We start from the raw sequence: 21,952 nt of genomic DNA on the forward strand, positions 1-21,952 counted from the left end.
GGAAGTGACTACGACGTGTGGGTTGGCATGGCCTCTTCGAGCACGCGCAGCGCCTCCGCCCGGTCCTTGGCGCGGCGCCGGTCGTCGAGCACGGATGTCCAGGCGTTGCGGCGGGCGGTGCGCTGGCCGCCGCTCATGAGGATCGACTCGACGGCGCGCAGTGCGTCGGTGACGGACGGGATGGCGGTGGCGCGTACGGGCGCGGCCTGCATGGTGGGGCCCTCCTGGGCGGTCATGGGTAGGGCTGTACGTGGGGTAATTCCAGGGTCACTGATTGGTGTTACCAGGGCGTGACTGGCCGGTCAAACACGGATGAAGCCCTGACGCCGGGCCGTAAAACCCTGACGCGGCCCGTACGGACCCCTCACCTGCGGGGACTGTACGGGCCGCGTCATCTCGGCCACTACTGGTCAGTAGTCACTTGTGCGCCGATTCACACAGTCGGGCTGCTCCGGGAGGATCAGACCGCCTGCGAAGCGACGTAGGCCCCGCGCTTCTCGATCGCCATCTGGTAGAGGCGCCCCGCGCGGTACGAGGAGCGGACCAGCGGTCCAGACATGACGCCGGAGAAGCCGATCTCCTCGGCCTCCTCCTTCAGCTCCACGAACTCCTGCGGCTTGGCCCAGCGCTCCACGGGGTGGTGGCGCGGCGTCGGGCGCAGGTACTGCGTGATCGTGATGAGCTCGCAGCCCGCGTCGTGCAGCGCGTGCAGCGCCTCGCTGATCTCCTCGCGCTCCTCGCCCATGCCCAGGATGAGGTTCGACTTGGTGACCAGACCGGCCTCACGGGCGCGGGTGATGACCTCCAGCGAGCGCTCGAAGCGGAAGCCGGGGCGGATGCGCTTGAAGATGCGCGGCACGGTCTCCACGTTGTGCCCGAGGACCTCGGGGCGCGAGGAGAAGACCTCGGCCAGCTGGTCGGGGTCCGCGTTGAAGTCGGGGATGAGCAGCTCGACCTTGGTCTGGCCCTCCGCGCGCTCCGCCGTCATCGCGTGGATCTGGCGAACGGTCTCCGCGTACAGCCAGGCGCCGCCGTCGTCCAGGTCGTCGCGGGCGACGCCGGTGATCGTGGCGTAGTTCAGGTCCATCGTGACGACGGACTCACCGACGCGACGGGGCTCGTCGCGGTCGAGCGCCTGCGGCTTGCCCGTGTCGATCTGGCAGAAGTCGCAGCGCCGGGTGCACTGGTCACCGCCGATGAGGAAGGTGGCCTCGCGGTCTTCCCAGCACTCGTAGATGTTGGGACAGCCCGCCTCCTGGCAGACCGTGTGCAGGCCCTCGCTCTTCACGAGGTTCTGCATCTTCGTGTACTCGGGGCCCATTTTCGCCCGAGTCTTGATCCACTCGGGCTTGCGCTCGATGGGGGTCTGGGCGTTCCGGACCTCCAGGCGCAGCATCTTGCGTCCGTCGGGTGCGACTGCGGACACATCGGCTCCCTGTAGCTTCGATTCTTCGGCGCACACCAGGGTACGCCCGTGATGTCGTTGGGCTTACGCTCGGCCAACCTCCGGCCGACGGGGTGCATTCCCCGAAGCCCGTGCCGGCTAGGCGGTCGCCTTCTCTGCTTCCGGGCGCTCAACCGTGTTTTCGGCGTTCCCGGCCGTCTTCTCCACGACCCGCGGCTTGAGTTCCGCGTTCTCCAGGACGTCCCGCAAGTGCTTCTCGGCGACGGGCAGGACGTCGGCGATCGTGACCTCGCGGCCCAGTTCGTACGAGAGCGAAGTCACGCCGGCGTCCCGGATGCCGCACGGGATGATCTTGTCGAACCAGGTGTTGTCCGGGTTCACGTTCAGCGCGAAGCCGTGCATCGTCACGCCCTTGGCGACGCGGATGCCGATGGCCGCGATCTTGCGGTCCTCGCGGCGCTGGCCCGCGTTGGACGGGGCGTACTCCGGACCGTTGAACCGGGCGTCGAACTCGTCGTCCTGCGTCCGGGGGTCGAAGTCAAGGGTCAGGCCGCCGAGCGCCGGACGCTCCTCGACGGGGTCGCCGAGGACCCATACACCGCTGCGGCCCTCGACGCGGGACGTTTCCAGGCCGAACTCCGCACACGTACGGATAAGAGCCTCTTCAAGACGGCGTACATGTGCTACGACGTCCACCGGGCGCGGCAGCTTCTGGATCGGGTAGCCCACGAGCTGGCCGGGGCCGTGCCAGGTGATCTTGCCGCCGCGGTCCACGTCCACCACGGGGGTGCCGTCCAGCGGGCGCTCGCTGTCCTCGGTGCGGCGGCCCGCGGTGTAGACCGGCGGGTGCTCGAGCAGCAGACACGTGTCCGGGAGTTCGTCGGCGAAACGGCCGGCGTGCACGCGGCGCTGCTCGTCCCAGGCCTCCTGGTACTCGACCGCGTCCGGGCCGAAGCCGAGACGGACGAACTGAAACTCACTCACGGCAAGTGCCTCCCTAGAACCTGCACCGTGCACATATCGCGCCCCAGCCACTGTACGGGCCGCGGATTCTCGTCAGTCCTCCGGTCAATCCTCACACGATCGGATGAACGCGGGTCGAAGGCCGGGATGAGGCCGGTGGGGGCCGCTACATTCACGCCGTCCACGGAGCCATAAGGGCTGCTCAAGCAACGCCCGAAAGGCAGGAGACCGCACAGCTGATGACGGAACGACCTCCGCAGCGCACGCCAAACCGCCAGCTAGCCGCACTCATCTCAGAAGCCGGCTTCTCCAATGCGGGGCTCGCGCGCCGCGTCGATCAGCTGGGTCTCGAGCACGGTCTCGATCTGCGGTACGACAAGACATCGGTGACCCGGTGGCTGCGCGGCCAGCAGCCGCGTGGCACCACGCCAGCCCTCATCGCGGAGGTCTTCACGCGGCGGTTGGGGCGCAGACTTTCCGCGCAGGATCTCGGGCTCGACGCGTGCGCGCCGGTGTACGCCGGTCTTGAGTTCGCGGCGAGCCCCGAAGAGGCGATCGACATCGTGGGCGGGCTCTGGCGCAAGGACTCCGGGAGCCACGCCGAGCTGCGGAAGATCGCCTTCACCCCGGCAGGGCTCGTCGTCCCGAGCAGGGACTGGCTCATCGGCCGCGCCGACGACCGGGTGGGGCGTGGTGACCACGGCCTCAACGGCGGCCGCGTGCCCACGCAGGGCCGCCCGGCCGTGCCCCGCCAGCGCAAGGAGCCAGAGCGCGGCGCCGGGGCGAGGGTGACGAGCGGCGACATCTCGGCCCTGCGCTCCGTCGGCGAACTCTTCCGGGCGCTCGACCACGCGTACGGCGGCGGGCACGCCCGGCAGGCACTCGTGCGCTATCTGGAGCACGAGGCCGAGCCGATGCTGCGCGGCACGTACGGCGAACAGGCCGGACGGCGGCTCTTCGCCGCAGCCGCCGACCTCACCCGGCTCGCGGGCTGGACCTCGTACGACATCGCGGCCCACGGGCTCGCCCAGCGCTATTACGTCCAGGCGCTGCGGCTCTCGCAGGCGGCGGGCGACCGCGCGTACGGCTCGTACGTCCTGGTCACGATGAGCCGGCAGGCCGTCTATCTCGGGCACGGCAGAGAGGCGGTGCAGCTGGCTCGGGTGGCCCAGCAGGGCGTCGGATCGTCGGCGCCGCCCGTCGTACAGGCCCTGCTGCACTCGGTGGAGGCGCGCGGGCACGGGGTGCTCGGCGAGGTGCGGGCCTGCACGGCGTCGATGGTGCGGGCCGAGCGCGCCCTGGAGACGGCACGGCCGGGCGACGAAGTCCCCTACTGGGCGCGTTTCTTCGACGAGGCGCAGCTCGCGGACGAGTTCGGGCACTGCCACCGCGACCTCCAGCAGTACCGCGTGGCCGCCCAGCACGCGGAGCGCTCGCTCCAACTGCGCGCTCCCGGGTACGCCCGCAGCCGCCTGTTCTGCCGGGTGGTGCTCGCCACCTCGCGCCTGGGCCTCGGCGAGCTGGAGCAGGCCTGCCAGCTGGGCGCGGAGGCGGCGCAGGCGGCGGGCGAGATGCGGTCGGTGCGGGCGGTCGAGTACGTACGCGACTTCGAGCGGCGTCTTGAGCCGTACAGGGACGCGGCGGCGGTGCGGGGGTACCGGGACCGGGTGTCGGCGCTGAGCTGAGGGCTCGGGAGCTCGGGTGCTCGGGTGCTCGAAGCTCGGGCGCTCGGGTGCGGTGTAAGGGGCGGGTCTGCGCAGGCCCGCCCCTTACACATGCCCTCGGGCGCACGGTTCAGCGCAGGCGTGCGACCTCCTCCGGGGTGAGCGCCTCGTCCCATGTGATGAGTTCGTCGAGGTCGCCCCGCAAGCTCGCCTTCTCCGTGCCGATGGACCGCAGCGGCAGGGGAATCGACGCCGCGACGGAGCCGATCCGCTTCCCGTCGGCGTACAGGGTGGTGTGTCCCGGAGTCGTCACCCACGTCAGCCGGGTCCAGCGGTCGAGCGGCAGCGTGTGGTCGAAGCTGAAATCGGCCGCTCCGTACCGCGTGAAGCCGACCTTGCCGGTGCCGTGCTGCATCAGCTTCAGCGCGCCCGCCTTGGAGCTGAGCAGCACCTGGTCCCCGGTCCGGGCGGTCGGGCGGACCCGCACGGACGCGGTCCACGGCTCGGCGACGTCGAGACCGCCGAAGCCCACGCCGTCCCGGTCGGAGTCGAAGCGCCAGGCCTGGCCGCGCACGCCCGGCACGGGGGTGGGGTTGTTGATGATGTACGAGGTGCCGGACAGGCCACCCGCCACGTCCTCGGCGAGGATCGTGTTGCCGGGACTGCCCGCGTACGTCCAGCCGCTGGGGTACGACGCGTCGTCGAACGTCCAGTGGTGGCTGGGCCGCCCCTCGACCCGCGGTGGCGGTGGCGGTGGCGTTGTGCCCGGAGGGTCGCCTATACGGGCGGCACGGGCCCTGAAGTCGGCGAGCGTGTCCGGGGTCGCGGACTTGTTCCATGCGCGGTCGGCGAGGATCGCGCGGGCGCCCGCCATGCTCTGTTCGAAGTAGCCGTCGTCGGCCCAGAAGTTGTAGTCGGCCCAGTTGGTGACGCCGGAGCCGAGCATGTCCGGGGCGGTGCTCGGCGCCCAGTCGTCGTACATCCAGGGCTCGTCCGGATACAGGTGGTGGTAGTTGTTCGGGGTGTCGTAGAAGGGGCCGATGGCGATCTCGTCGTGGCCCGGGATCCCGGGCTCGGCCTCCGTGCCCTCCCAGGTGAGGAAGACGACCGGGGCGTGGACCTGCTGCTGCGGTGCCGTCAGATGCTCGGATCCGTTGTAGACGGCCGTGCGCTTGCCGTGTGAAGTGACCACGTCGTCCAGGGTGTTGATGTAGCGGTTGAGGAGGTCGCCGAGCGTGGCCACGTCCGGTGCGCTCGCCAGGTAGTTCTTCACGCGCGGGCAATCCGCGAGCTGACCGGGCACCTCCTCGGCGCCGATCGAGAACAGCGGCGCGTCGAACCAGCCCGCGAATTCGTCGACGATCTCCTTCGACTTCGCGATCGCCTTGTCGCTGGTCATGTCGATGATCCAGTCAGGCGTGAGATGCGAGTGCGTGTGCGCGCCGGAGCACGCGCCGGCGCCCGACCCGAAGCCGATGCCGAAAGCCTCGCTGATCACGGTGGCGTGGCCGGGGAGTTCCAGTCCTGGCATCAACTGGACGTGATGGCGGGCCGCGAAGGCCTTCAGGCGCTCGATGTCGGCGCGGCTGTAGCTGTGGTCGGGGTCGGCGAGGCCGGGGAACTTCGGGCTGTGCAGGCGGAAGCCCTCGGACTCGGAGAGGTGCAGGAAGAGGGTGTTGAGCTTTTGGTCGCCCATCCTGCGGATCAGGTTCTCCAGGTAGGAGAGCTGCCAGTACTTGCGGCCCGCGTCGAGATGGACCATGCGGATCGCCTGCGCGGGGCGGTCGGCGGAGCGGGCGCGGGGGACGGCGCGGTGATCGTCGGCCGTTGCGCGCAGGAGCTGGAGGAGGGTGCGGGTGCCGTAGTAGAGGCCGTGGGTGGAGGCGGCCTCGATGCGGATCGGGCCCGCGCTGTCGAAGGTGTAGCCCTCCGCGCCGAGCTTCCCCTCGGTGGTGAGGCCGAGCGTGATGTCTCCGTCGGCGGGGTGGTCCGTGGGCCGGCCCGTTCGGTGGCCCGTGTGGTGGGCGATCCGGGGTGTGATGCCGGTGAGCTGCTTGATCTCCGTACGGAGTTGGGTGGCGAGCTGGCGTACGGACTGGCGTGCCGGGCCGGGGAATTCGGCGCGGCCCGAGGGGAGTGCGGTGGCGTAGGCGGTGCGCGGGTCGATCAGGATGCGGGTGTGCCCGGTGAGTTTCGTACGGCCGTCGAGCGCGGTCCAGTCGGTGGGGCGGGGGACGACGGATGCGACGGACGTCGCTGCGGCCTCCGTGGCGGTTGCGGTGGTCGGCAAAGACAGACCTCCCATGAATAGGCCGAGGATGAGCGGTATCACCGGGATGGTGCGACGCACGTGAGTCCTCCCGCGGCTTGGCGATCCGGTGGGACCGTAGCCGTGGGGTACGGGTGTGGCAAGGGGGGTTGCAGGGATGCGCGGGGGAGGGGGAGTCTTCGCGCGAGCAGGTCGAGGCTGCCACGGAGGCTTGCGTATCGGTCGGCAGAAGTCGTCGGCGGTGGCGTATAGGTCGGATGGGTCAGGCGGCCATCGGAAGCTGCCCCGAGCCATGGGCGGGACCCGCGCCCAGGTCCGCGAGCACGGCCCGCGCGGCACGGCGCCCCGAGTACAGCGCGCCCTGCACCGTGCTGGTGTCCCGGTGCGCCCCGCACACGTAGAGCCCCGAGAGCAGCCTCACCGGGCGGCGCGGATCGTGCGGGGGCGGCATCGCGGGCACCGCCTCGCGCGTGTGATGGACGGCGAGGGTCTCCCACCCGGCGGTCGATGTGCCGTACAGATCGGCGAGATGGGCGAGCACGGCGCGCTCGTCTGGCGGCGGGCCGAGCACGGTCGACGAGATGAGCGCCCGGCCCGCGGGGGCGCGTGAGGGGTCGACATGGCTGATCACGGCCGTGTGCGCGACCGGTCCCGAGCGGTCGGCGTCAAGGAGCAGGGCGGGTTCGGCGAGCGGCGGTTCGGTGGCCGCGTGGTGCAGCACGGTCACCTGGTGGAAGGGCGGTACGCGCAGGCCGGGGAGCAGGTCGGCGGCGGCGCGGGCGTCGGTGGCCAACAGGACGGCGCGGCAGCTCACTTCGCCGTGGTCCGCGGTCGTGACCGAGGTCGTGGAGACGGCTGTGACACGCACGCCGGTGTGCACCGTCCCCGGGGGCAGCGCGGCGGCCAGGAGCTCGGGCAGCACCTCGGCGCCGCCCTCGGGCAGGCACAGCCGGCCACGCGCGAAGGAGCGCAGGGCGAGGTCCGCGCACCGGCTCGACGTCGTCAGGTCCGGGTCGCAGAGGAGCGCCGAGAGCAGCGGGCGCAGGAAGCCGTTGACGGTGCGCGCGGGCAGGCCGCGGGCGAAGAGGGCTTGCGCGGCCGGTAGTTCGGGGCGGGCCAGGAGGCGCTCCGGGGGTGTCGCCGCCAGCTTGGCGAGTGCCGCGCCGAGCCGGGCCTGGTCGAGCGCGCCGCCGAGCGGGGTGGTGCGCGGGGCGGTCCGTGCCGTTCGCGGACCCAGGGGGGCGGTTGCGAGGGCGCGTGCGGCAGTGAGTGCGCCCCTTGCGCGCCGGGGCCCTGTGGGCTCGACGGCGCGGTGGTGCCGACCGCCGCTGTGCACCAGGACGCCGGGCACGAACGGACGCAGTACGAGGCCGTCGAGACCCGGCGTGCGGCGCAGCTCGGGATATGACGTGGTGAGCAGCTGACCGATTCTGTCGAGCCGGAAACCGTCGACCTTCTCCGTGGTCATGCGCCCGCCCACGTAAGGGGCGGCCTCCAGGACGACGGTCGTTACACCGGCCCTGGTCAGCCGACGGGCGGCCGAGAGTCCCGCGACCCCCGCTCCCACGATCACGACATCCGCATGGTGCGCAGGCTCAAGCACGGGCCCCTCCCCGGGGTTGCGCGGCTGCTGGGGACGTCATGCCCTCAACAGGGCTTCGGAATCACCGAGTTCCGCACGAGGGTAGGAGCCATGGCCTTCGGTGGCAGTCGCGCATCGACCGAGCACGGTCGCACGCCGGTCGCACGGAGGACGCACGACGATCGCAGCCGTTAAGAAAGCGAACCGGGAGCGCCGACTACCGCAGTGCCGCGCGGATCGACTCCTCGATGCCGGGGAACGCGAACGAGAACCCCGACTCCAGGAGCCGGGTCGGCAGGACCCGCTGGCTGCCCAGCACGTCACCGGCCATCTCGCCGAGCACGACGCGCAGGGCGGGCGACGGTGCCGTGAAGAGCGTGGGCCGGTGCAGCACCTTTCCCATCGCGGCCGTCACCTCACGGTTGGTGCGCGGCTCGGGCGCCGTGAGATTGACGGGGCCCGAGAGGGACTCCGTGTCGAGCAGGTGCCGCAGCGCTGCCACCGTGTCGTGCAGCGAGATGTGGCTCCAGTACTGGCGGCCGTTGCCGAGGCGCCCGCCGAGCCCCGCCTTGAAGAGCGGGAACATCCGTCCCCAGGCCCCGCCCTCGCGCGCCACGACCAGACCGTTGCGCGCGAAAACGGTACGGATGCCCGCCTCGTGCGCCGCAGCTGCCGCACCCTCCCACTCCACGCACAGGGAGGGCAGGAAGCCCGATCCGGCAGGGGCGCTCTCGTCCACCGCGCGCTGACCGGTGTCTCCGTAGTAGCCGATCGCGCTCGCGCACAGGAAGACGCGGGGCGGCTCGTCCAGGGAGGCCGCCGCCTCGGCGAGGGCGGAAGTGCCGAGCACCCTGCTGTCGCGGATCTCCCGCTTGTAGTCGGCGGTCCAGCGGTGATCGCCGACCCCGGCTCCCGCCAGGTTGACGAGCGCGTCGCAGCCCGCGAGCCCCGCCGTGTCGACGTACCGCTCCTTGGGGTCCCATCGCACCTCGTACTTCGTACGAGGTGCCCGGCGCACGAGCCGCACCACCTCGTGACCGTCATCGGCAAGGGCGCGGGCCAGTGCCGTGCCGATGAGGCCGGACGCACCGGCCACGGCGATACGGGACCGCCGCGATGACGGGACTGACTGCTCGGTCTCGGTGGGCTCCATGACGCCATCCTGCCCCGGAATCCCGCCGCGAGGCGCCTCGGTGACCCCGGGGGCGCGAGGGGCGCGTCGTACAGTGACGCTCATGCCGGACACGCACATACGTACCGCTCTGCCGGACGACGAAGAAGCCCTCGGCCGCGTCGACCGGGCCACCTGGTCCACCCTGCACGCGGTACAACCGGCTCCGCGCCCCCCGTACCCGCCGTTCTTCAACGACCGTTTCGGCCCCCGCGACCACCTGGTCGCCGAACGGCACGGCGTGGTCGTCGGCTACATACGGCTCGGTTTCCCGACCCCTCTGCTCGCCAACGCCCACGTGCGCCAGATCCTGGGCCTGGCCGTCGCGGACGAGGCGCGCGGCGAGGGGGTGGGCCGCCGGCTGCTCAGGGCCGCGGTGGACGAGGCCCGCCGCCAGGGCGCGCGGCGCATCACCCTGCGGGTGCTCGGCCACAACACTCCGGCCCGGGCCCTCTACGCCTCGGAGGGGTTCGCGATCGAGGGGGTGCTGCCGGGTGAGTTCTTCCTCGACGGCTCGTACGTGGACGACGTGCTGATGGGGCGCGCGCTCTGACACTCCGGCGGCCTACGGGGGAGCTCCGGGGCGCTTGCGGGCGCTTCGGGGAGCTCCAGGGCACGTCATCCCCTCGCCGGCCCGTCCGGGCACCCGACGGACCGGCCCGGCGTGCGGCGGGCACGCGCGCGTAGGAGCGTGGGGAGGAAGACCGGAAGGAGCGAACCGATGTTCAGGGTCGCTGCTGCCAGTCGGCGGGACCGGGAGGAGCCCGGGTGGCTTCGCGGCGCGCCGCCGCCCCCTTGGGTGCGCTGGCCTCCGCCGGCGCTCCTCGTCGTGATCTGCCTCATCCAGCTGGCCACTCCGGTGACGATCGACCTCAGCTTCCTGCTCGCCGCCGTGCCGCCACTGGCCGCACTGTCGTACGGGGCCACGGCCACGGCACTCTTCGGTGGCACCGCGGTACTGCTGCTCTACCTGCCGGGCCTGGGACTCGGCCGCCCCGGGGACAGCGATCTGCTGACGGTCGCCTTCGTGGCGCTCCTGAGCGTCGTGTTCGCCTGGGTACGCAGTCGGCGCGACGCCCATCTCGTCACCGTCCGCACCGTCGCGGAGGCGGCCCAGTTCGCCGTCCTGCCGCCGCTTCCGGAGCGGGTGGGGCAGGTGCGCTGTTCGGGCCTGTACCGCGCGGCACAGGGCGGGGCGCTGGTCGGCGGGGATCTCTTCGACGTACGAAAGGGCTGTGTCGGCGTGCGGGCGCTGGTCGGTGACGTGCAGGGGCACGGCCTCGCGGCGGTCGGCACGGTCGCCGCGCTGCTCGGCGCTTTCCGGGAGGCGGTGCTCGACCTGCCCGACCTGGAGGGGGTCGCCGCCCGGCTCGACCGCCGTCTCGTGGTCGACTCCGAGGGGTCCGAGCACGCCGAACTCTTCGCCACGGCCGTGCTCCTGGAGTTCCGGGACGACGCCCCTGAGCTGCGGATCGTCTCCTGCGGCCATCCGCCCCCGCTGTTGCTGCGCGGCGGCCGTGTCGAGGAGGTGAGCGTCGCACCGGGCGCTCCGCTCGGCCTGGGGATCGCCGGGGTCGCACCGCCCGAGGAGGCGAGCCTGGTCCTGAAGCCCGGTGACCGGCTGCTCGTGGTGACCGACGGGGTGACCGAGGCGCGCAACGCGTCTGGCGTCTTCTACCCGCTCAGCGAGCGCGTCGAAGTGCTCTGCGCCGACGCCCTGGACGACCCGGCGGTGCTGACCTCCGCGGTCTGGGAGGACCTGATGCGGTTCTGCGGGGAAGCGGGGGACGACGTGGCGCTGCTGGCGTTCTCGCTGGATCCGGCGCCCGAACCGGAGCCCGGGGCGGTCCCTGAGCCGGAACCGGCGCCTGAGCCGGGTCCGGCGCAGTAGCAGGGGGCGCCGGACGGCGGCTCCGGGGCGGGCTGTGGCAGAGCCCTGAGGGGGCGCCTGGCTCAGCTGTCGCCGCGCCCGGCGGCCAGGAGTCGCAGGCCGCCCGTCAGTTCGCGCAGGCAGCGCACCGCCAGGACGGCGGGGGAGCCGGGGCCTTCCGTGGGAGCGTCCGTGAGGGCCCAGGTTTCCAGAGCGAGGCGGACGGCGTCCGTGGCCGCCGCGGCCGTCAGGCGTACGTCCAGTTCGTCGGCTTCGTCACCGGCCAGTCGGGCCAGTACGGGGACGAGCTGTTCTTCGGACTCCTGGTTCACGCGGTACCAGACGGCGCGCAGGGCCGGATCGTCCTGCGCGGCACGCAGCAGGCCACGGGTCCACTCCAGGGCTTCGGTCGCCCGGTCGTCCGCCGCGGTGAGCGCGTCGGCGATGGACTGTTCCAGGGCCGTCGGCACTCCCGCGGCCGGGTCGAGGCCCGCGAGGTGGGCCCGCCACTCGGCCGCGCCGCCCGCGAGGAGCGGTGCGACCGCGTCCTGCTTGTTGCGGAAGTACCGGTAGAAGGTGCGCAGCGCTACTCCGGCCCGGCCCGCGATCTCCTCGGCCGTGGTGCCGTCGGGGCCGCGCTCGGCGAAGAGCTCGGCCGCGGCGCGGGCGATGTCGAGCTGCGTGGCGGCCTTGCGGCGCTCGGTCAGCGACGGTTGCTGGATGCTCACCCCCGCAGCCTACGCGGAGATCTCACCCTGATACATGAATTGTCGGCGTGGCAAAACGTGCCAGACAGGCGTACATTGACATCAGATCGGGAAGGCCGGAGCCATGGCGAATCCATGGGCGGATCCGGAAGCCCGGAGTTGAACGGAGACATCCCATGGACCGCTACGCAGGACGTCGCGTACTCATCACCGGCGCAGGATCGGGCATCGGGCAGGCCACAGTCCTGCGGATCCTCGCGGAGGGCGGCAGGGTCGTGGCCGCCGACGTCAGCGAGGCGGGCCTGAAGGACACCTGCGAGAAGGCGGGCCCCGCGGCGGACCGCCTCACCGCCCTCGTGGTCGACATCTCCGACGAGAACTCGGTGCGCGAGGGCGTCGCCGCCGCCGTCACCGCGCTCGGCGGCCTGGACGTCCTGGTGAACGCGGCGGGCGTGCTCCGCTCCTCGCACACGCACGAGACCAGCCTGGACGCCTTCAGCCGCGTCATACAGATCAACCTCGTCGGCACGTTCCTGGTGATCCGCGAGGCGATCCCGGCGCTGCTCGCGGGAGACGACGCCGCCGTGATCAACTTCAGCTCCACCTCCGCGATGTTCGCCCACCCGTACATGGCCGCGTACGCGGCGAGCAAGGGCGGCATCCAGTCCATGACGCACGCCCTGGCCGCGGAGTACGGCAAGCGGGGCATCCGATTCAATTCCGTCCAGCCCGGCTCCATATCCAGCGGCATGACGGACGGCACCGGCGCCAGCAGGCAGAGCGTGGGTCCCGGCCTGCCCGAGGACGCCGACATGAGCCTGTTCGTGAAGCTGGCCCCGGCCATAGGCCAAGGTTTCGCGGGACCGGAGTCCGTGGCCTCGGTGGTCGCCCTGCTCGGCTCGCAGGACGGCAGCTTCATCACCGGCACCGAGGTCCGGGTCGACGGCGGCACCCACTTCTGACAGCACCGGACGCCGTCCGCACGAAGCGCTTCGCGGCTCCGGGATACCGCCCGTACGGAGCGTTTCGCTGCTCCGGAACACCGATTTCCGGTTCACCCGAATGGCGGGCCGGGGATCGCGGGCGGTCTGGGCGGGCCGGACAGTCGGACCATGCGTGTCTCGCGTGTGCTGCGTGCGGCGCCCGGCCGGCTGCCAGTCCTTACGGCCGTGGGGCTCCTGCTCCTGTGCGCGCTGTTCGTGGGGCCCGGCACGGCGGGGGCGTCGGTGCGGGACCGGGCCCGGCAGGCGATGGGGCACCACCCGGCGGCGCAGCCCCGGATCGTGCCGCGCTCCGAGTGGCTGACCGACGCGGGGCGCGGGCCGCCCGCCCGGTATGCCAAGCGGGTCAGGGCGGTGTTCGTGCACCACACGGACACCCCGAACGACTACGACTGCGCCGACGCCCCGCGCACCATCCGCTATCTGTACACCGGTCAGACCGAGAGCAGGCAGTGGGACGACATCGGCTACAACTTCCTCGTCGACCGGTGCGGGACCATCTACGAGGGGAGGGCCGGCGGGGTCAAGCGGGCCGTGGTCGGGGCGCACACGCAGGGCTTCAACCGCGGGTCGGTGGGGATCGCGGCGATAGGGACGTTCACGAAGGGGGTGCCTGTTCCCGAGGCGATGACCGACGCGCTGGCGGCGCTGGTGGCGTGGAAGCTCGGCCTCACGGACGTCGACCCGCGCTCCAAGGTGCGGCTGGTCTCCTCGAACAGCCTCAGCAGGTACCCGAAGGGGAAGAGCGTCAAGTTCAACGCGGTGTCAGGACACAAGGACGGCTACTACACGCAGTGTCCGGGTGCGGCGCTGATGGCCGCGCTGCCCGGGATCAGGAAGGAGGCGGCGCGGTTGCAGGACCGGTAGGGGCCTGCCCCAGTCGCGGGGGAGCCTCAGTCGGTGTCGTCTCAGTCGGCGTCGCCGAAGCGTTCCCAGAGTTTGGGGTAGCGCTGGGCCAGGGCCTTCTCGTTCTCGAGGTCGAGCGGTGTGCCTTCCGGCTCCGAAGGGGCGGGAGCGATGCCGAGGTCGGGGGTGACCACGCCGGTGAGCTGCTCGTAGGCCTCGTCCGCCGCGAAGCCGAGTTCCTCGCCGTCGCCGTCGACGTCCTCGTCGAAGTAGTCGAGGAGATCCGCGAGCGAGTCGGGGTCGTGCAGGGCTCCCTCGAAGACCTCACGGCCCTGGCCGATCAGCCAGCAGCGGAAGTAGTCGAAGGCGTCCTCGCCGGCGCCGCCGAGGATGATCGAAGAAGCTCCCCAGAGGTCCCAGCGGTACGCGCGGTTGTAACGGGCCTCGAAGTGACGGGCGAAGTCGAGGACCATGTCCGGTTCGAGCTCGAGGAGCCGCTCGGTGAGCAGGTCGGCGTGGTCCTCGGGGTCGCCGTCGGCGGCCACGCGGGTGCGGTCCACGATCTCCCAGAACTCCGTCTCGTCCATCACGGGACAAGCATCGGCCCTGGAGGGTGGGTACGCACGCGGAGTGCGGCGGATGCGGCCCTCTCGTTATGCGTGCACATGCCCATGGAAAACCCGACAGGAGGTGTCGGCATTGAGTGGCAGCCTCCACGACATGGACAACAAGGAGAGCAGGGACATGGAGAGCACCTCCGTATCCGCACAGCCCCTGGTCGGGAAGGTCGCGCTCGTCGCCGGGGCCACGCGTGGCGCGGGCCGGGCCATGGCCGTCGAGCTCGGCCGGGCAGGAGCCACCGTCTACGCCACGGGGCGTACGACTCGTAAGCACACCAGCGAGGTGGGGCGCGACACCGAGACCATCGAGGAGACCGCGGAGCTGACCACTGCCGCGGGCCGGGAAGCGGGCGGCGCGGGCGCGGGGATCGCCGTGCCCACCGACCATCTGGTGCCCGAACAGGTCGAGGCCCTCGTCGAGCGGATCGACCGGGAGCAGGGCCGGCTGGACATCCTGGTCAACGACATCTGGGGCGGTGACATCCACGTCGAGTGGGACAAGAAGATGTGGGAGCACGACCTCGACAAGGGGCTGCGCCTGATGCGCCTCGGCATCGAGACCCACATCGTCACCAGCCGGTACGCGCTGCCGCTGCTCGTCAAGAACCCCGGCGGCCTGGTCGTCGAGGTGACCGACGGGACCGAGGAGTACAACGGCCCCAACTACCGCAAGCCCTTCTACTACGACCTCGCGAAGACGGCCCCGCTGCGGATGGCGTTCGGCCTCGCCGAGGAACTCAAGGAGTACGGCTGCGCGGCCCTCTGTCTGAGCCCGGGCTGGCTGCGCTCCGAAGCCATGCTCGACACCCACTTCAAGGTGACCGAGGAGAACTGGCTCGACGGCAGCAAGCAGGACCCGCACTTCGCGATCTCCGAGACCCCGACGTTCGTGGGCCGGGCCCTGGTCGCGCTGGCCGCCGACCCCGAGGTGGCCCGTTGGAACGGTAAGTCCCTCTCCAGCGGCGGTCTCGCCAAGGAGTACGGCTTCACGGACGTCGACGGTTCGGCGCCGGATGCCTGGCGCTACATCGCGGAGGTCGAGCAGAAGGGCAAGCCCGCCGACGTCACGGGCTACCGCTAGCCCTGCCCGCAGCCGGTTCGGCGTGATCGCCCCCCGGCCGGCGGCATCATGGGGGCATGCGCGCTGCCCGCCTCATCAAGATGGTGCTACTGCTCCAGGCCCGTCCCTCCATGACCGCCGCCGAGCTCGCGGGTGAGCTCGAAGTGTCCGAGCGGACCATCACGCGGGACGCCCAGGCGCTCTCGGAGGCGGGCGTCCCGGTCTACGCCGACCGGGGGCGGACCGGCGGCTACCGGCTCATCGGCGGCTATCGCACCCGGCTCACGGGGCTCGGGCGCAGCGAGGCGGAGGCGCTGTTCCTGTCCGGAGTGCCGGGTGCGTTGCGCGAGATGGGCCTGGAGGACGCGGCGTCGGCGGCTCGCCTGAAGGTGTCGGCGGCGCTGATGCCCTCGTTGCGGGACGCTTCGCAGAACGCCTCGCAGCGGTTCCACCTGGACGCTCCGGGCTGGTTCCAGGAGACGCCCGCGCCCGAACTGCTGCCCGCGCTGGCGGACGCGGTGTGGGACGACCGACGCGTCACCGCCCGCTACCGGCGCCAGGACGCCGAGGTGGAGAGGGAGCTGGAGCCCTACGGCCTCGTGCTCAAGGCCGGGGTCTGGTATCTGTGCGCGCGGGTGCCCGACACGGGTTCGTTCCGGGTGTACCGCATCGACCGGTTCACCGCGATCGTTGCCGAAGAGGACCGCTTCGTACGCGACGAGGAGTTCGATCTGCCGGGGTTCTGGGAGGAACGGGCCGCGCAGTTCGCGCGGGCGATCCTGCGCTCCGAGGTCGTACTGCGGCTCTCCGAGGCGGGCGTACGGCAACTTCCGTACGCCACCGATTCCGCGTCCACGCGTGAGGCACTGGAGACGGCGAGCGCCCCGGACGAGGAGGGCTGGGTGACGCTGACCCTCGCGGTCGAGAACGAGATGGTGGCGTACACGCAGCTCATGTCGCTGGGCCCAGAGGCGGAGGTCCTGGCTCCGGCGGCACTGAGGGAGCGGTTCGCGAGAGCGGCACACCAGATGGCTGATCGCTACCGGTAATGGGGTGGGCGGGCGGGAAAGAATCCGCCGCGAAGCGGCGGGCCCAAAACGCACCCGCACCCGCACCCGCACACGACTACGGGCCCCCGCCACCCGGCAGAGGCCCGTACCCGCGTCAAGCCGAAGGCTACAAACCGTACTTCGCCCGGGCTTCCTTCACCGCGGAAGCGGGAACCTCGCCCCGCCGCGCCAGCTGCGCGAGCGCCGCGACGACGATCGACTCCGCGTCGATGCCGAAGTGGCGACGAGCCGCGTCACGCGTGTCCGAGAGACCGAAGCCGTCCGCGCCCAGGGACGAGTAGTCCTGCTCGACCCACTGCGCGATCTGGTCGGGAACCTGCCGCATGTAGTCGGACACGGCGAGCACGGGACCCTGCGCACCCTCGAGCGCGGTACGCACGTACGGAGTGCGCTCCTCGCCGCGCAGGATGGCCTCGTCGGCCTCCAGGGCGTCGCGGCGCAGCTCGGTCCAGGAGGTCGCGGACCACACGTCGGCGGCCACACCCCACTCCTCGGCGAGCATCTTCTGGGCCGCGAGGGTCCAGTGGATGGCCGTACCCGAACCGATCAGCTGGATGCGCGAGGCGTTGGCCGCGGGGGAGAGCCCCGCCGACTCGGCGGTGTTGAAGCGGTACAGGCCGCGCACGATGCCCTCGTCCACACCCACGGGCTTCGCGGGCTGCGGCATCGGCTCGTTGTAGACGGTGAGGTAGTAGAAGACGTTCTGGTCTTCGCCCTCGTGGGCCTCGCCGTACATGCGGCGCAGACCCTCCTTGACGATCGCGGCGATCTCGTACGCGAACGCCGGGTCGTACGAAAGCGCGGCCGGGTTGGTCGCGGCGATCACCGGCGAGTGACCGTCCGCGTGCTGCAGACCCTCACCCGTCAGCGTCGTACGACCGGCCGTCGCGCCGACGAGGAAGCCGCGGCCGAGCTGGTCGCCGAGCTGCCACATCTGGTCGGCGGTGCGCTGCCAGCCGAACATCGAGTAGAAGATGTAGAACGGGATCATCGCTTCGCCGTGCGTCGCGTACGACGTCGACGCGGCGATGAAGTCCGCCATGGAGCCGGCCTCGGTGATCCCCTCGTTGAGGATCTGGCCGTCCTTGGCCTCCTTGTAGTACATCAGCTGGTCGCGGTCGACCGGCTCGTACGTCTGGCCCTTCGGCGAGTAGATGCCGAGCGAGGGGAAGAGCGACTCCATGCCGAAGGTGCGCGCCTCGTCGGGGACGATCGGCACCCAGCGCTTGCCGGTCTGCTTGTCGCGTACGAGGTCCTTGACCAGGCGTACGAACGCCATGGTCGTCGCCACCGACTGCGAGCCGGAGCCCTTGTCGAAGGAGGCGAAGGTCTTGTCCGCGGCGGCGGGCAGCGGGGCCAGCGGCTGCGTGCGGCGGGCCGGGGCCGGGCCGCCGAGGGCCGCGCGGCGCTCCTGGAGGTAGCGGACCTCGGGCGAGTCGGCGCCGGGGTGGCCGTAGGGCACCACGCCGTCGACGAACTGGCTGTCGGAGATCGGCAGCTCAAGGAGATCGCGCATGTCCTTGAACTCGTCCACCGTCAGCTTCTTCATCTGGTGGTTGGCGTTCTTGGACTCGAAGCCCTTGCCCAGCGTGAAGCCCTTGACCGTCTGCGCCAGGATCACGGTCGGGGCGCCCTTGTGGGTGAGCGCCGCACGGTAGGCCGCGTAGACCTTGCGGGCCTCGTGGCCGCCGCGCGAGAGGTGGAAGCACTCGCTGATCTTGTCGTCGCTGAGCAGCTTGCCGAGCTCGACGAGCGCGGGCTCGGAGCCGAAGAAGTGCTCGCGGATGTAGGCGGCGTCGCGCGTCGCGTACGTCTGGAACTGCGCGTCCGGCACCTCGCGCAGGCGGCGGACCAGGGCGCCGTTGGTGTCGAGCTTGAACAGCTCGTCCCAGGCGTTGCCCCACAGGACCTTGATGACGTTCCAGCCGGCACCGCGGAACTGGGCCTCCAGCTCCTGGACCACGCGGAAGTTGGCGCGGACCGGGCCGTCGAGGCGCTGCAGGTTGCAGTTGATGACGTAGGTGAGGTTGTCGAGACCCTCACGTGCGGCGAGCGCGAGGGCCGCCGTCGACTCGGGCTCGTCCATCTCGCCGTCACCGAGGAACGCCCACACGTGGGAGCTGGAGACGTCCTTGATGTTGCGGTTGGTGAGGTAGCGGTTGAAGCGCGCCTGGTAGATCGCGGAGAGCGGACCCAGACCCATCGACACGGTCGGGAACTCCCACAGCCAGGGCAGCCGGCGCGGGTGCGGGTAGGACGGCAGGCCGTCGCCGCCCGACTCGCGGCGGAAGTTGTCGAGCTGCGCCTCGTTCAGACGGCCGTCGAGGAAGGCGCGGGCGTAGATGCCGGGGGAGGCGTGGCCCTGGATGTAGAGCTGGTCGCCGGACCCGTCACCCTCCTTGCCCTTGAAGAAGTGGTTGAAGCCGGTCTCGTAGAGCCAGGCCGCGGAGGCGAAGGTGGCGATGTGGCCGCCGACGCCGTATTTGCTGCCCCGGGTCACCATCGCGGCCGCGTTCCAGCGGTTCCACGCGGCGATCCGCTGCTCCATCGCCTCGTCGCCCTCGATCGCCGGCTCGGCGGAGGTGGGGATGGTGTTGACGTAGTCGGTCTCGAGGAGCTTGGGCAGCGCCAGGCCCGCGCCCTCGGCGCGCTCCAGCGTGCGACGCATCAGGTATGCGGCACGGTGCGGCCCGGCCGCCTGGGTAACGGCGTCCAGGGAGGCCTGCCATTCGGCGGTCTCCTCGGGGTCGCGGTCCGGGAGCTGGTCGAGCTCGCTCGGCTGGATTGCGGAGGGGTCGGTCATGTCGCCGCCTTCCTGAGTCGGAGGGGGTCCCCTGTTCGGTAAGGGGTGGGGGTGCCCTAGGTCTTTGGCAGGACAGGGCGTGAAGCTCTGGTGTGAGCCCGTCGGAGACTGTAACTCCGTGATCGATGATCGATCAAAGGGTTGAAGGGGAAAACTCCTTCATATTGAGAAAGTAGGCATCCGGTGCCATAAAGGCGGGCACCCGGTGCCTTCAAATGAAAGGATCGGCGCAGGTCGGAGCACGTTTGAGCGGTTCGGCCACGGATGAGCGCGAGCCCGTGCGCGAGGGTCAGGGACGCGGCGCGCAGCCCAGTACGTGGGCCTTCACCAGCTCCGCGATCGCGGGGTCCCGGCTCCGGAACGCGGACACCAGCGCCTCGTGCTCCTCCGCGTACGACTGCTGCACCGTCCCGAGCCACCGGATCGAGAGGGCCGTGAAGACCTCGATGCCGAGGCCCTCCCAGGTGTGCAGCAGCACGGAGTTGTTCGCGGCCCGCACCAACTCCCGGTGGAATCCGACCGTGTGGCGCACCTGAGACGTGCCGTCGGCCGCCCGGTCCGCCTCGTACAGGGCGGCGACATGGGGTTCCAGGGCCGAGCAGTCACCGGCCAGGCTCTCCGCCGCGAGCTCGGCCGCGATGGCCTCGAGACCCGCGCGGACGGGGTAGCTCTCCTCCAGGTCCGCCGCGGTCAAGTTCCGTACCCGCACGCCCTTGTTGGGCGCCGACTCGATGAGCCGCAGCGTCTCCAGCTCCCGCAGCGCCTCCCGCACGGGGGTCTGCGAGACCTCCAGCTCCACGGCGATGCGCCGCTCCACGATCCGCTCGCCCGGCTGCCAGCGCCCGCTGACGATCCCCTCCACGATGTGCTCGCGGATCTGTTCGCGCAGCGAGTGAACGACGGGCGCGGTCATGTGGGCTCCTCCGGCGGGGGCAGCGGCCCCCAGGGCGTTGTGACCCCTAGACAATACGGCGACGCCCCCGCTCGGAAACCTCCGAACGGGGGCGTACGCGCTGATGAGACGAGTGTTACAGCCCCGGGGGCCGCAGCACCAGCGGCGGAACTACAGGCCGAGCTCGACCTCGAACTCGCCGGCCTCGAGGATCGCCTTGACCGTGGTCAGGTAGCGGGCGGCGTCCGCGCCGTCCACCAGACGGTGGTCGTAGGAGAGCGAGAGGTACGTCATGTCACGGACGGCGATGGTCTCGCCGAGGTCCGGGTGGTTGATGACGACCGGGCGCTTGACCGTGGCACCGATGCCCAGGATCGCGGCCTGGTTCGGCGGCACGATGACCGTGTCGAACAGGGCACCGCGCGAACCGGTGTTGGAGACCGTGAAGGTGGCGCCGGACATGTCGTCCGGGGTGAGGCCACCGCCACGGGCCTTGCCGGCAAGCTCGGCGGTCTTCTTGGAGATACCGGCGATGTTCAGGTCGCCCGCACCCTTGATGACCGGCGTCATCAGACCCTTCTCGGCGTCAACGGCGATGCCGATGTTCTCCGAGTCGAAGTACGTGATGGTGCCCTCGTCGTCGTTGATCCGGGCGTTGACGACCGGGTGGGCCTTCAGCGCCTGGGCGGCGGCCTTGACGAAGAACGGCATCGGGGAGAGCTTGACGCCCTCACGGGCCGCGAACGCGTCCTTCGCCTTGGCGCGCAGCTTCATCAGCTTCGTGATGTCGACCTCGACGACCGAGGTCAGCTGGGCCTGCGAGTGCAGCGCCTTCATCATGTTGTCGCCGATGACCTTGCGCATGCGGGTCATCTTGACGGTCTGGCCGCGCAGCGGGGAGGCCTCGATGGACGGGGCCTTCGAAGCGGCCGGGGCAGCGGCGGCGGCCGGAGCCGGGGCGGACTTCTTGGCCTCGGCGGCGGCGATGACGTCCTGCTTGCGGATACGTCCGCCGACGCCGGTGCCCTTGACGTCCGACAGGCTCACGCCGTGCTCGCCCGCGAGCTTGCGGACCAGCGGCGTGACGTACGCGCCGTCGTCGGCCGGGGAGGCCGGAGCGGCAGGCGCGGACGGAGCCGGGGCGGCGGGCTGCGCCGGGGCGGCCGGAGCCGGAGCCGGAGCGGCCGGCTGGGCCGGGGCCGGAGCCTGGGCAGCGGGCTGCGCCGGGGCGGCGGGCTGCGCGGGAGCGGCGGGCTGAGCCGGGGCCGGGGCCGGAGCGGCCTCCTGCTTCGGGGCCTCCTGCTGCGCGGGGGCGGCCGGGGCCTCCTCCTTGGCGGGAGCCGGAGCGGCACCGGGAGCGCCGATGACGGCGAGCTTGGCGCCGACCTCTGCGGTCTCGTCCTCGCCCACGACGATCTCGAGCAGCACGCCCGCGGCCGGGGAGGGGATCTCGGTGTCGACCTTGTCCGTGGAGACCTCGAGCAGGGGCTCGTCCTCCGCGACCTCCTCGCCGACCTCCTTCAGCCAGCGGGTGACGGTGCCCTCGGTGACCGACTCGCCCAGTGCGGGCAGGGTGACGTCGGTGCCCTCGGCGGAGCCGCCGGACGGGGCCGGTGCTGCGGGCGCCTCGGCCTGCGGGGCTGCCTGCTGCGGAGCCTCCTGCTGCGGGGCCTCCTGGGCGGGAGCGGCGGGGGCCTCGGCCTGCGCCGGGGCGGCGGAGCCGCCCGCGTCGCCCGAGCCGTCGTCGATGACGGCAAGCTCGGCGCCGACCTCGACGGTCTCGTCCTCGGCGACCTTGATGGAGGCCAGGATGCCCGCGGCCGGGGAGGGGATCTCGGTGTCGACCTTGTCGGTCGAGACCTCGAGCAACGGCTCGTCGGCCTCGACGCGCTCGCCCTCGGCCTTCAGCCAACGGGTGACAGTGCCCTCGGTGACGCTCTCGCCGAGCGCCGGAAGGGATACGGAAACCGCCATGGTTTCTGTTGCTCCTTACGAATTTGCGGAAAGTCTGGTCGTCGCGCCCGTGTGA

At 71.3% G+C, this 21,952-nt stretch carries 18 protein-coding genes; 7 read left to right on the plus strand and 11 right to left on the minus strand.

The window, feature by feature from the left end:
- Nucleotides 1–8 precede the first annotated feature (8 nt).
- The 3 genes from IE226_RS13060 to lipB form a co-directional block, all read right to left on the minus strand.
- The gene (locus IE226_RS13060; RefSeq protein ID WP_190081456.1) at nt 9–212 is read right to left on the minus strand and encodes an SCO2195 family GlnR-regulated protein; all 204 of its coding nucleotides are present in this window, start codon (nt 210–212) and stop codon (nt 9–11) included.
- 248 nt (nt 213–460) lie between these two features.
- A complete protein-coding gene (locus IE226_RS13065; RefSeq protein ID WP_190081291.1) occupies nt 461–1,426 on the minus strand; it encodes a lipoyl synthase in 966 nt (321 codons plus the stop codon).
- 117 nt (nt 1,427–1,543) lie between these two features.
- Nucleotides 1,544–2,389, minus strand: a complete 846-nt coding sequence (lipB, locus tag IE226_RS13070; RefSeq protein WP_190081292.1) for a lipoyl(octanoyl) transferase LipB — start codon at nt 2,387–2,389, stop codon at nt 1,544–1,546.
- Between the two features lie 218 nt (nt 2,390–2,607).
- On the opposite strand from lipB, the gene IE226_RS13075 reads away from it, so the two are divergent.
- Nucleotides 2,608–4,053, plus strand: a complete 1,446-nt coding sequence (locus IE226_RS13075; RefSeq protein ID WP_190081293.1) for an NsdA family TPR-like regulatory protein — start codon at nt 2,608–2,610, stop codon at nt 4,051–4,053.
- A gap of 109 nt (nt 4,054–4,162) precedes the next feature.
- Here IE226_RS13075 and IE226_RS13080 read toward each other — a convergent pair whose 3' ends face one another.
- The 3 genes from IE226_RS13080 to IE226_RS13090 form a co-directional block, all read right to left on the minus strand.
- Nucleotides 4,163–6,322, minus strand: a complete 2,160-nt coding sequence (locus tag IE226_RS13080; protein WP_229870842.1) for a family 20 glycosylhydrolase — start codon at nt 6,320–6,322, stop codon at nt 4,163–4,165.
- 241 nt (nt 6,323–6,563) lie between these two features.
- Nucleotides 6,564–7,904: an NAD(P)/FAD-dependent oxidoreductase gene (locus IE226_RS13085; protein ID WP_190081294.1), complete on the minus strand. Its 1,341-nt coding sequence runs from the start codon at nt 7,902–7,904 to the stop codon at nt 6,564–6,566.
- Between the two features lie 196 nt (nt 7,905–8,100).
- The gene (locus IE226_RS13090; RefSeq protein ID WP_190081295.1) at nt 8,101–9,036 is read right to left on the minus strand and encodes a TIGR01777 family oxidoreductase; all 936 of its coding nucleotides are present in this window, start codon (nt 9,034–9,036) and stop codon (nt 8,101–8,103) included.
- A gap of 82 nt (nt 9,037–9,118) precedes the next feature.
- Between IE226_RS13090 and IE226_RS13095 the strand changes: the two genes are divergently transcribed.
- The gene (locus tag IE226_RS13095) at nt 9,119–9,607 is read left to right on the plus strand and encodes a GNAT family N-acetyltransferase (protein WP_190081296.1); all 489 of its coding nucleotides are present in this window, start codon (nt 9,119–9,121) and stop codon (nt 9,605–9,607) included.
- A gap of 168 nt (nt 9,608–9,775) precedes the next feature.
- Entirely contained in the window at nt 9,776–10,945 is a 1,170-nt protein-coding gene (locus IE226_RS13100; protein ID WP_190081297.1) for a PP2C family protein-serine/threonine phosphatase, read from the plus strand.
- A gap of 62 nt (nt 10,946–11,007) precedes the next feature.
- Here the strand turns inward: IE226_RS13100 and IE226_RS13105 are convergent, their stop codons facing one another.
- Complete coding sequence (locus tag IE226_RS13105) at nt 11,008–11,652, minus strand: TetR family transcriptional regulator (protein WP_373306943.1); 645 nt, start codon at nt 11,650–11,652, stop codon at nt 11,008–11,010.
- Nucleotides 11,653–11,807: 155 nt separating this feature from the next.
- Here IE226_RS13105 and IE226_RS13110 point away from each other — a divergent pair, with 155 nt between their 5' ends.
- Nucleotides 11,808–12,593 (plus strand): SDR family NAD(P)-dependent oxidoreductase, encoded by a 786-nt coding sequence (locus tag IE226_RS13110; protein WP_190081298.1) that lies wholly within the window; start codon nt 11,808–11,810, stop codon nt 12,591–12,593.
- A gap of 150 nt (nt 12,594–12,743) precedes the next feature.
- Entirely contained in the window at nt 12,744–13,499 is a 756-nt protein-coding gene (locus IE226_RS13115; protein ID WP_190081299.1) for a peptidoglycan recognition protein family protein, read from the plus strand.
- Between the two features lie 41 nt (nt 13,500–13,540).
- Here the strand turns inward: IE226_RS13115 and IE226_RS13120 are convergent, their stop codons facing one another.
- The gene (locus IE226_RS13120) at nt 13,541–14,065 is read right to left on the minus strand and encodes a DUF4240 domain-containing protein (RefSeq protein ID WP_190081459.1); all 525 of its coding nucleotides are present in this window, start codon (nt 14,063–14,065) and stop codon (nt 13,541–13,543) included.
- Between the two features lie 157 nt (nt 14,066–14,222).
- Between IE226_RS13120 and IE226_RS13125 the strand changes: the two genes are divergently transcribed.
- Together IE226_RS13125 and IE226_RS13130 are read left to right on the plus strand one after the other, a co-directional pair.
- On the plus strand, nt 14,223–15,179 hold the full coding sequence (locus IE226_RS13125; protein WP_190081460.1) for an SDR family oxidoreductase: 957 nt from the start codon (nt 14,223–14,225) through the stop codon (nt 15,177–15,179).
- Nucleotides 15,180–15,235: 56 nt separating this feature from the next.
- Entirely contained in the window at nt 15,236–16,207 is a 972-nt protein-coding gene (locus IE226_RS13130) for a helix-turn-helix transcriptional regulator (RefSeq protein ID WP_190081300.1), read from the plus strand.
- A 127-nt stretch (nt 16,208–16,334) separates the two neighbouring features.
- Here IE226_RS13130 and aceE read toward each other — a convergent pair whose 3' ends face one another.
- The 3 genes from aceE to sucB all read right to left on the minus strand — a co-directional run bounded on the left by aceE (nt 16,335) and on the right by sucB (nt 21,897).
- The gene (gene aceE, locus IE226_RS13135) at nt 16,335–19,031 is read right to left on the minus strand and encodes a pyruvate dehydrogenase (acetyl-transferring), homodimeric type (protein WP_190081301.1); all 2,697 of its coding nucleotides are present in this window, start codon (nt 19,029–19,031) and stop codon (nt 16,335–16,337) included.
- Between the two features lie 289 nt (nt 19,032–19,320).
- Entirely contained in the window at nt 19,321–19,944 is a 624-nt protein-coding gene (locus IE226_RS13140) for a GntR family transcriptional regulator (RefSeq protein WP_190081302.1), read from the minus strand.
- A 150-nt stretch (nt 19,945–20,094) separates the two neighbouring features.
- Nucleotides 20,095–21,897, minus strand: coding sequence for a 2-oxoglutarate dehydrogenase, E2 component, dihydrolipoamide succinyltransferase (gene sucB / locus IE226_RS13145; RefSeq protein ID WP_190081303.1), 1,803 nt, complete (start codon nt 21,895–21,897; stop codon nt 20,095–20,097).
- Nucleotides 21,898–21,952: the final 55 nt, after the last annotated feature.

The sequence above is a fragment of the Streptomyces longisporoflavus genome (assembly GCF_014649775.1).
GTDB classification, from domain to species: Bacteria; Actinomycetota; Actinomycetes; order Streptomycetales; family Streptomycetaceae; genus Streptomyces; species Streptomyces longisporoflavus.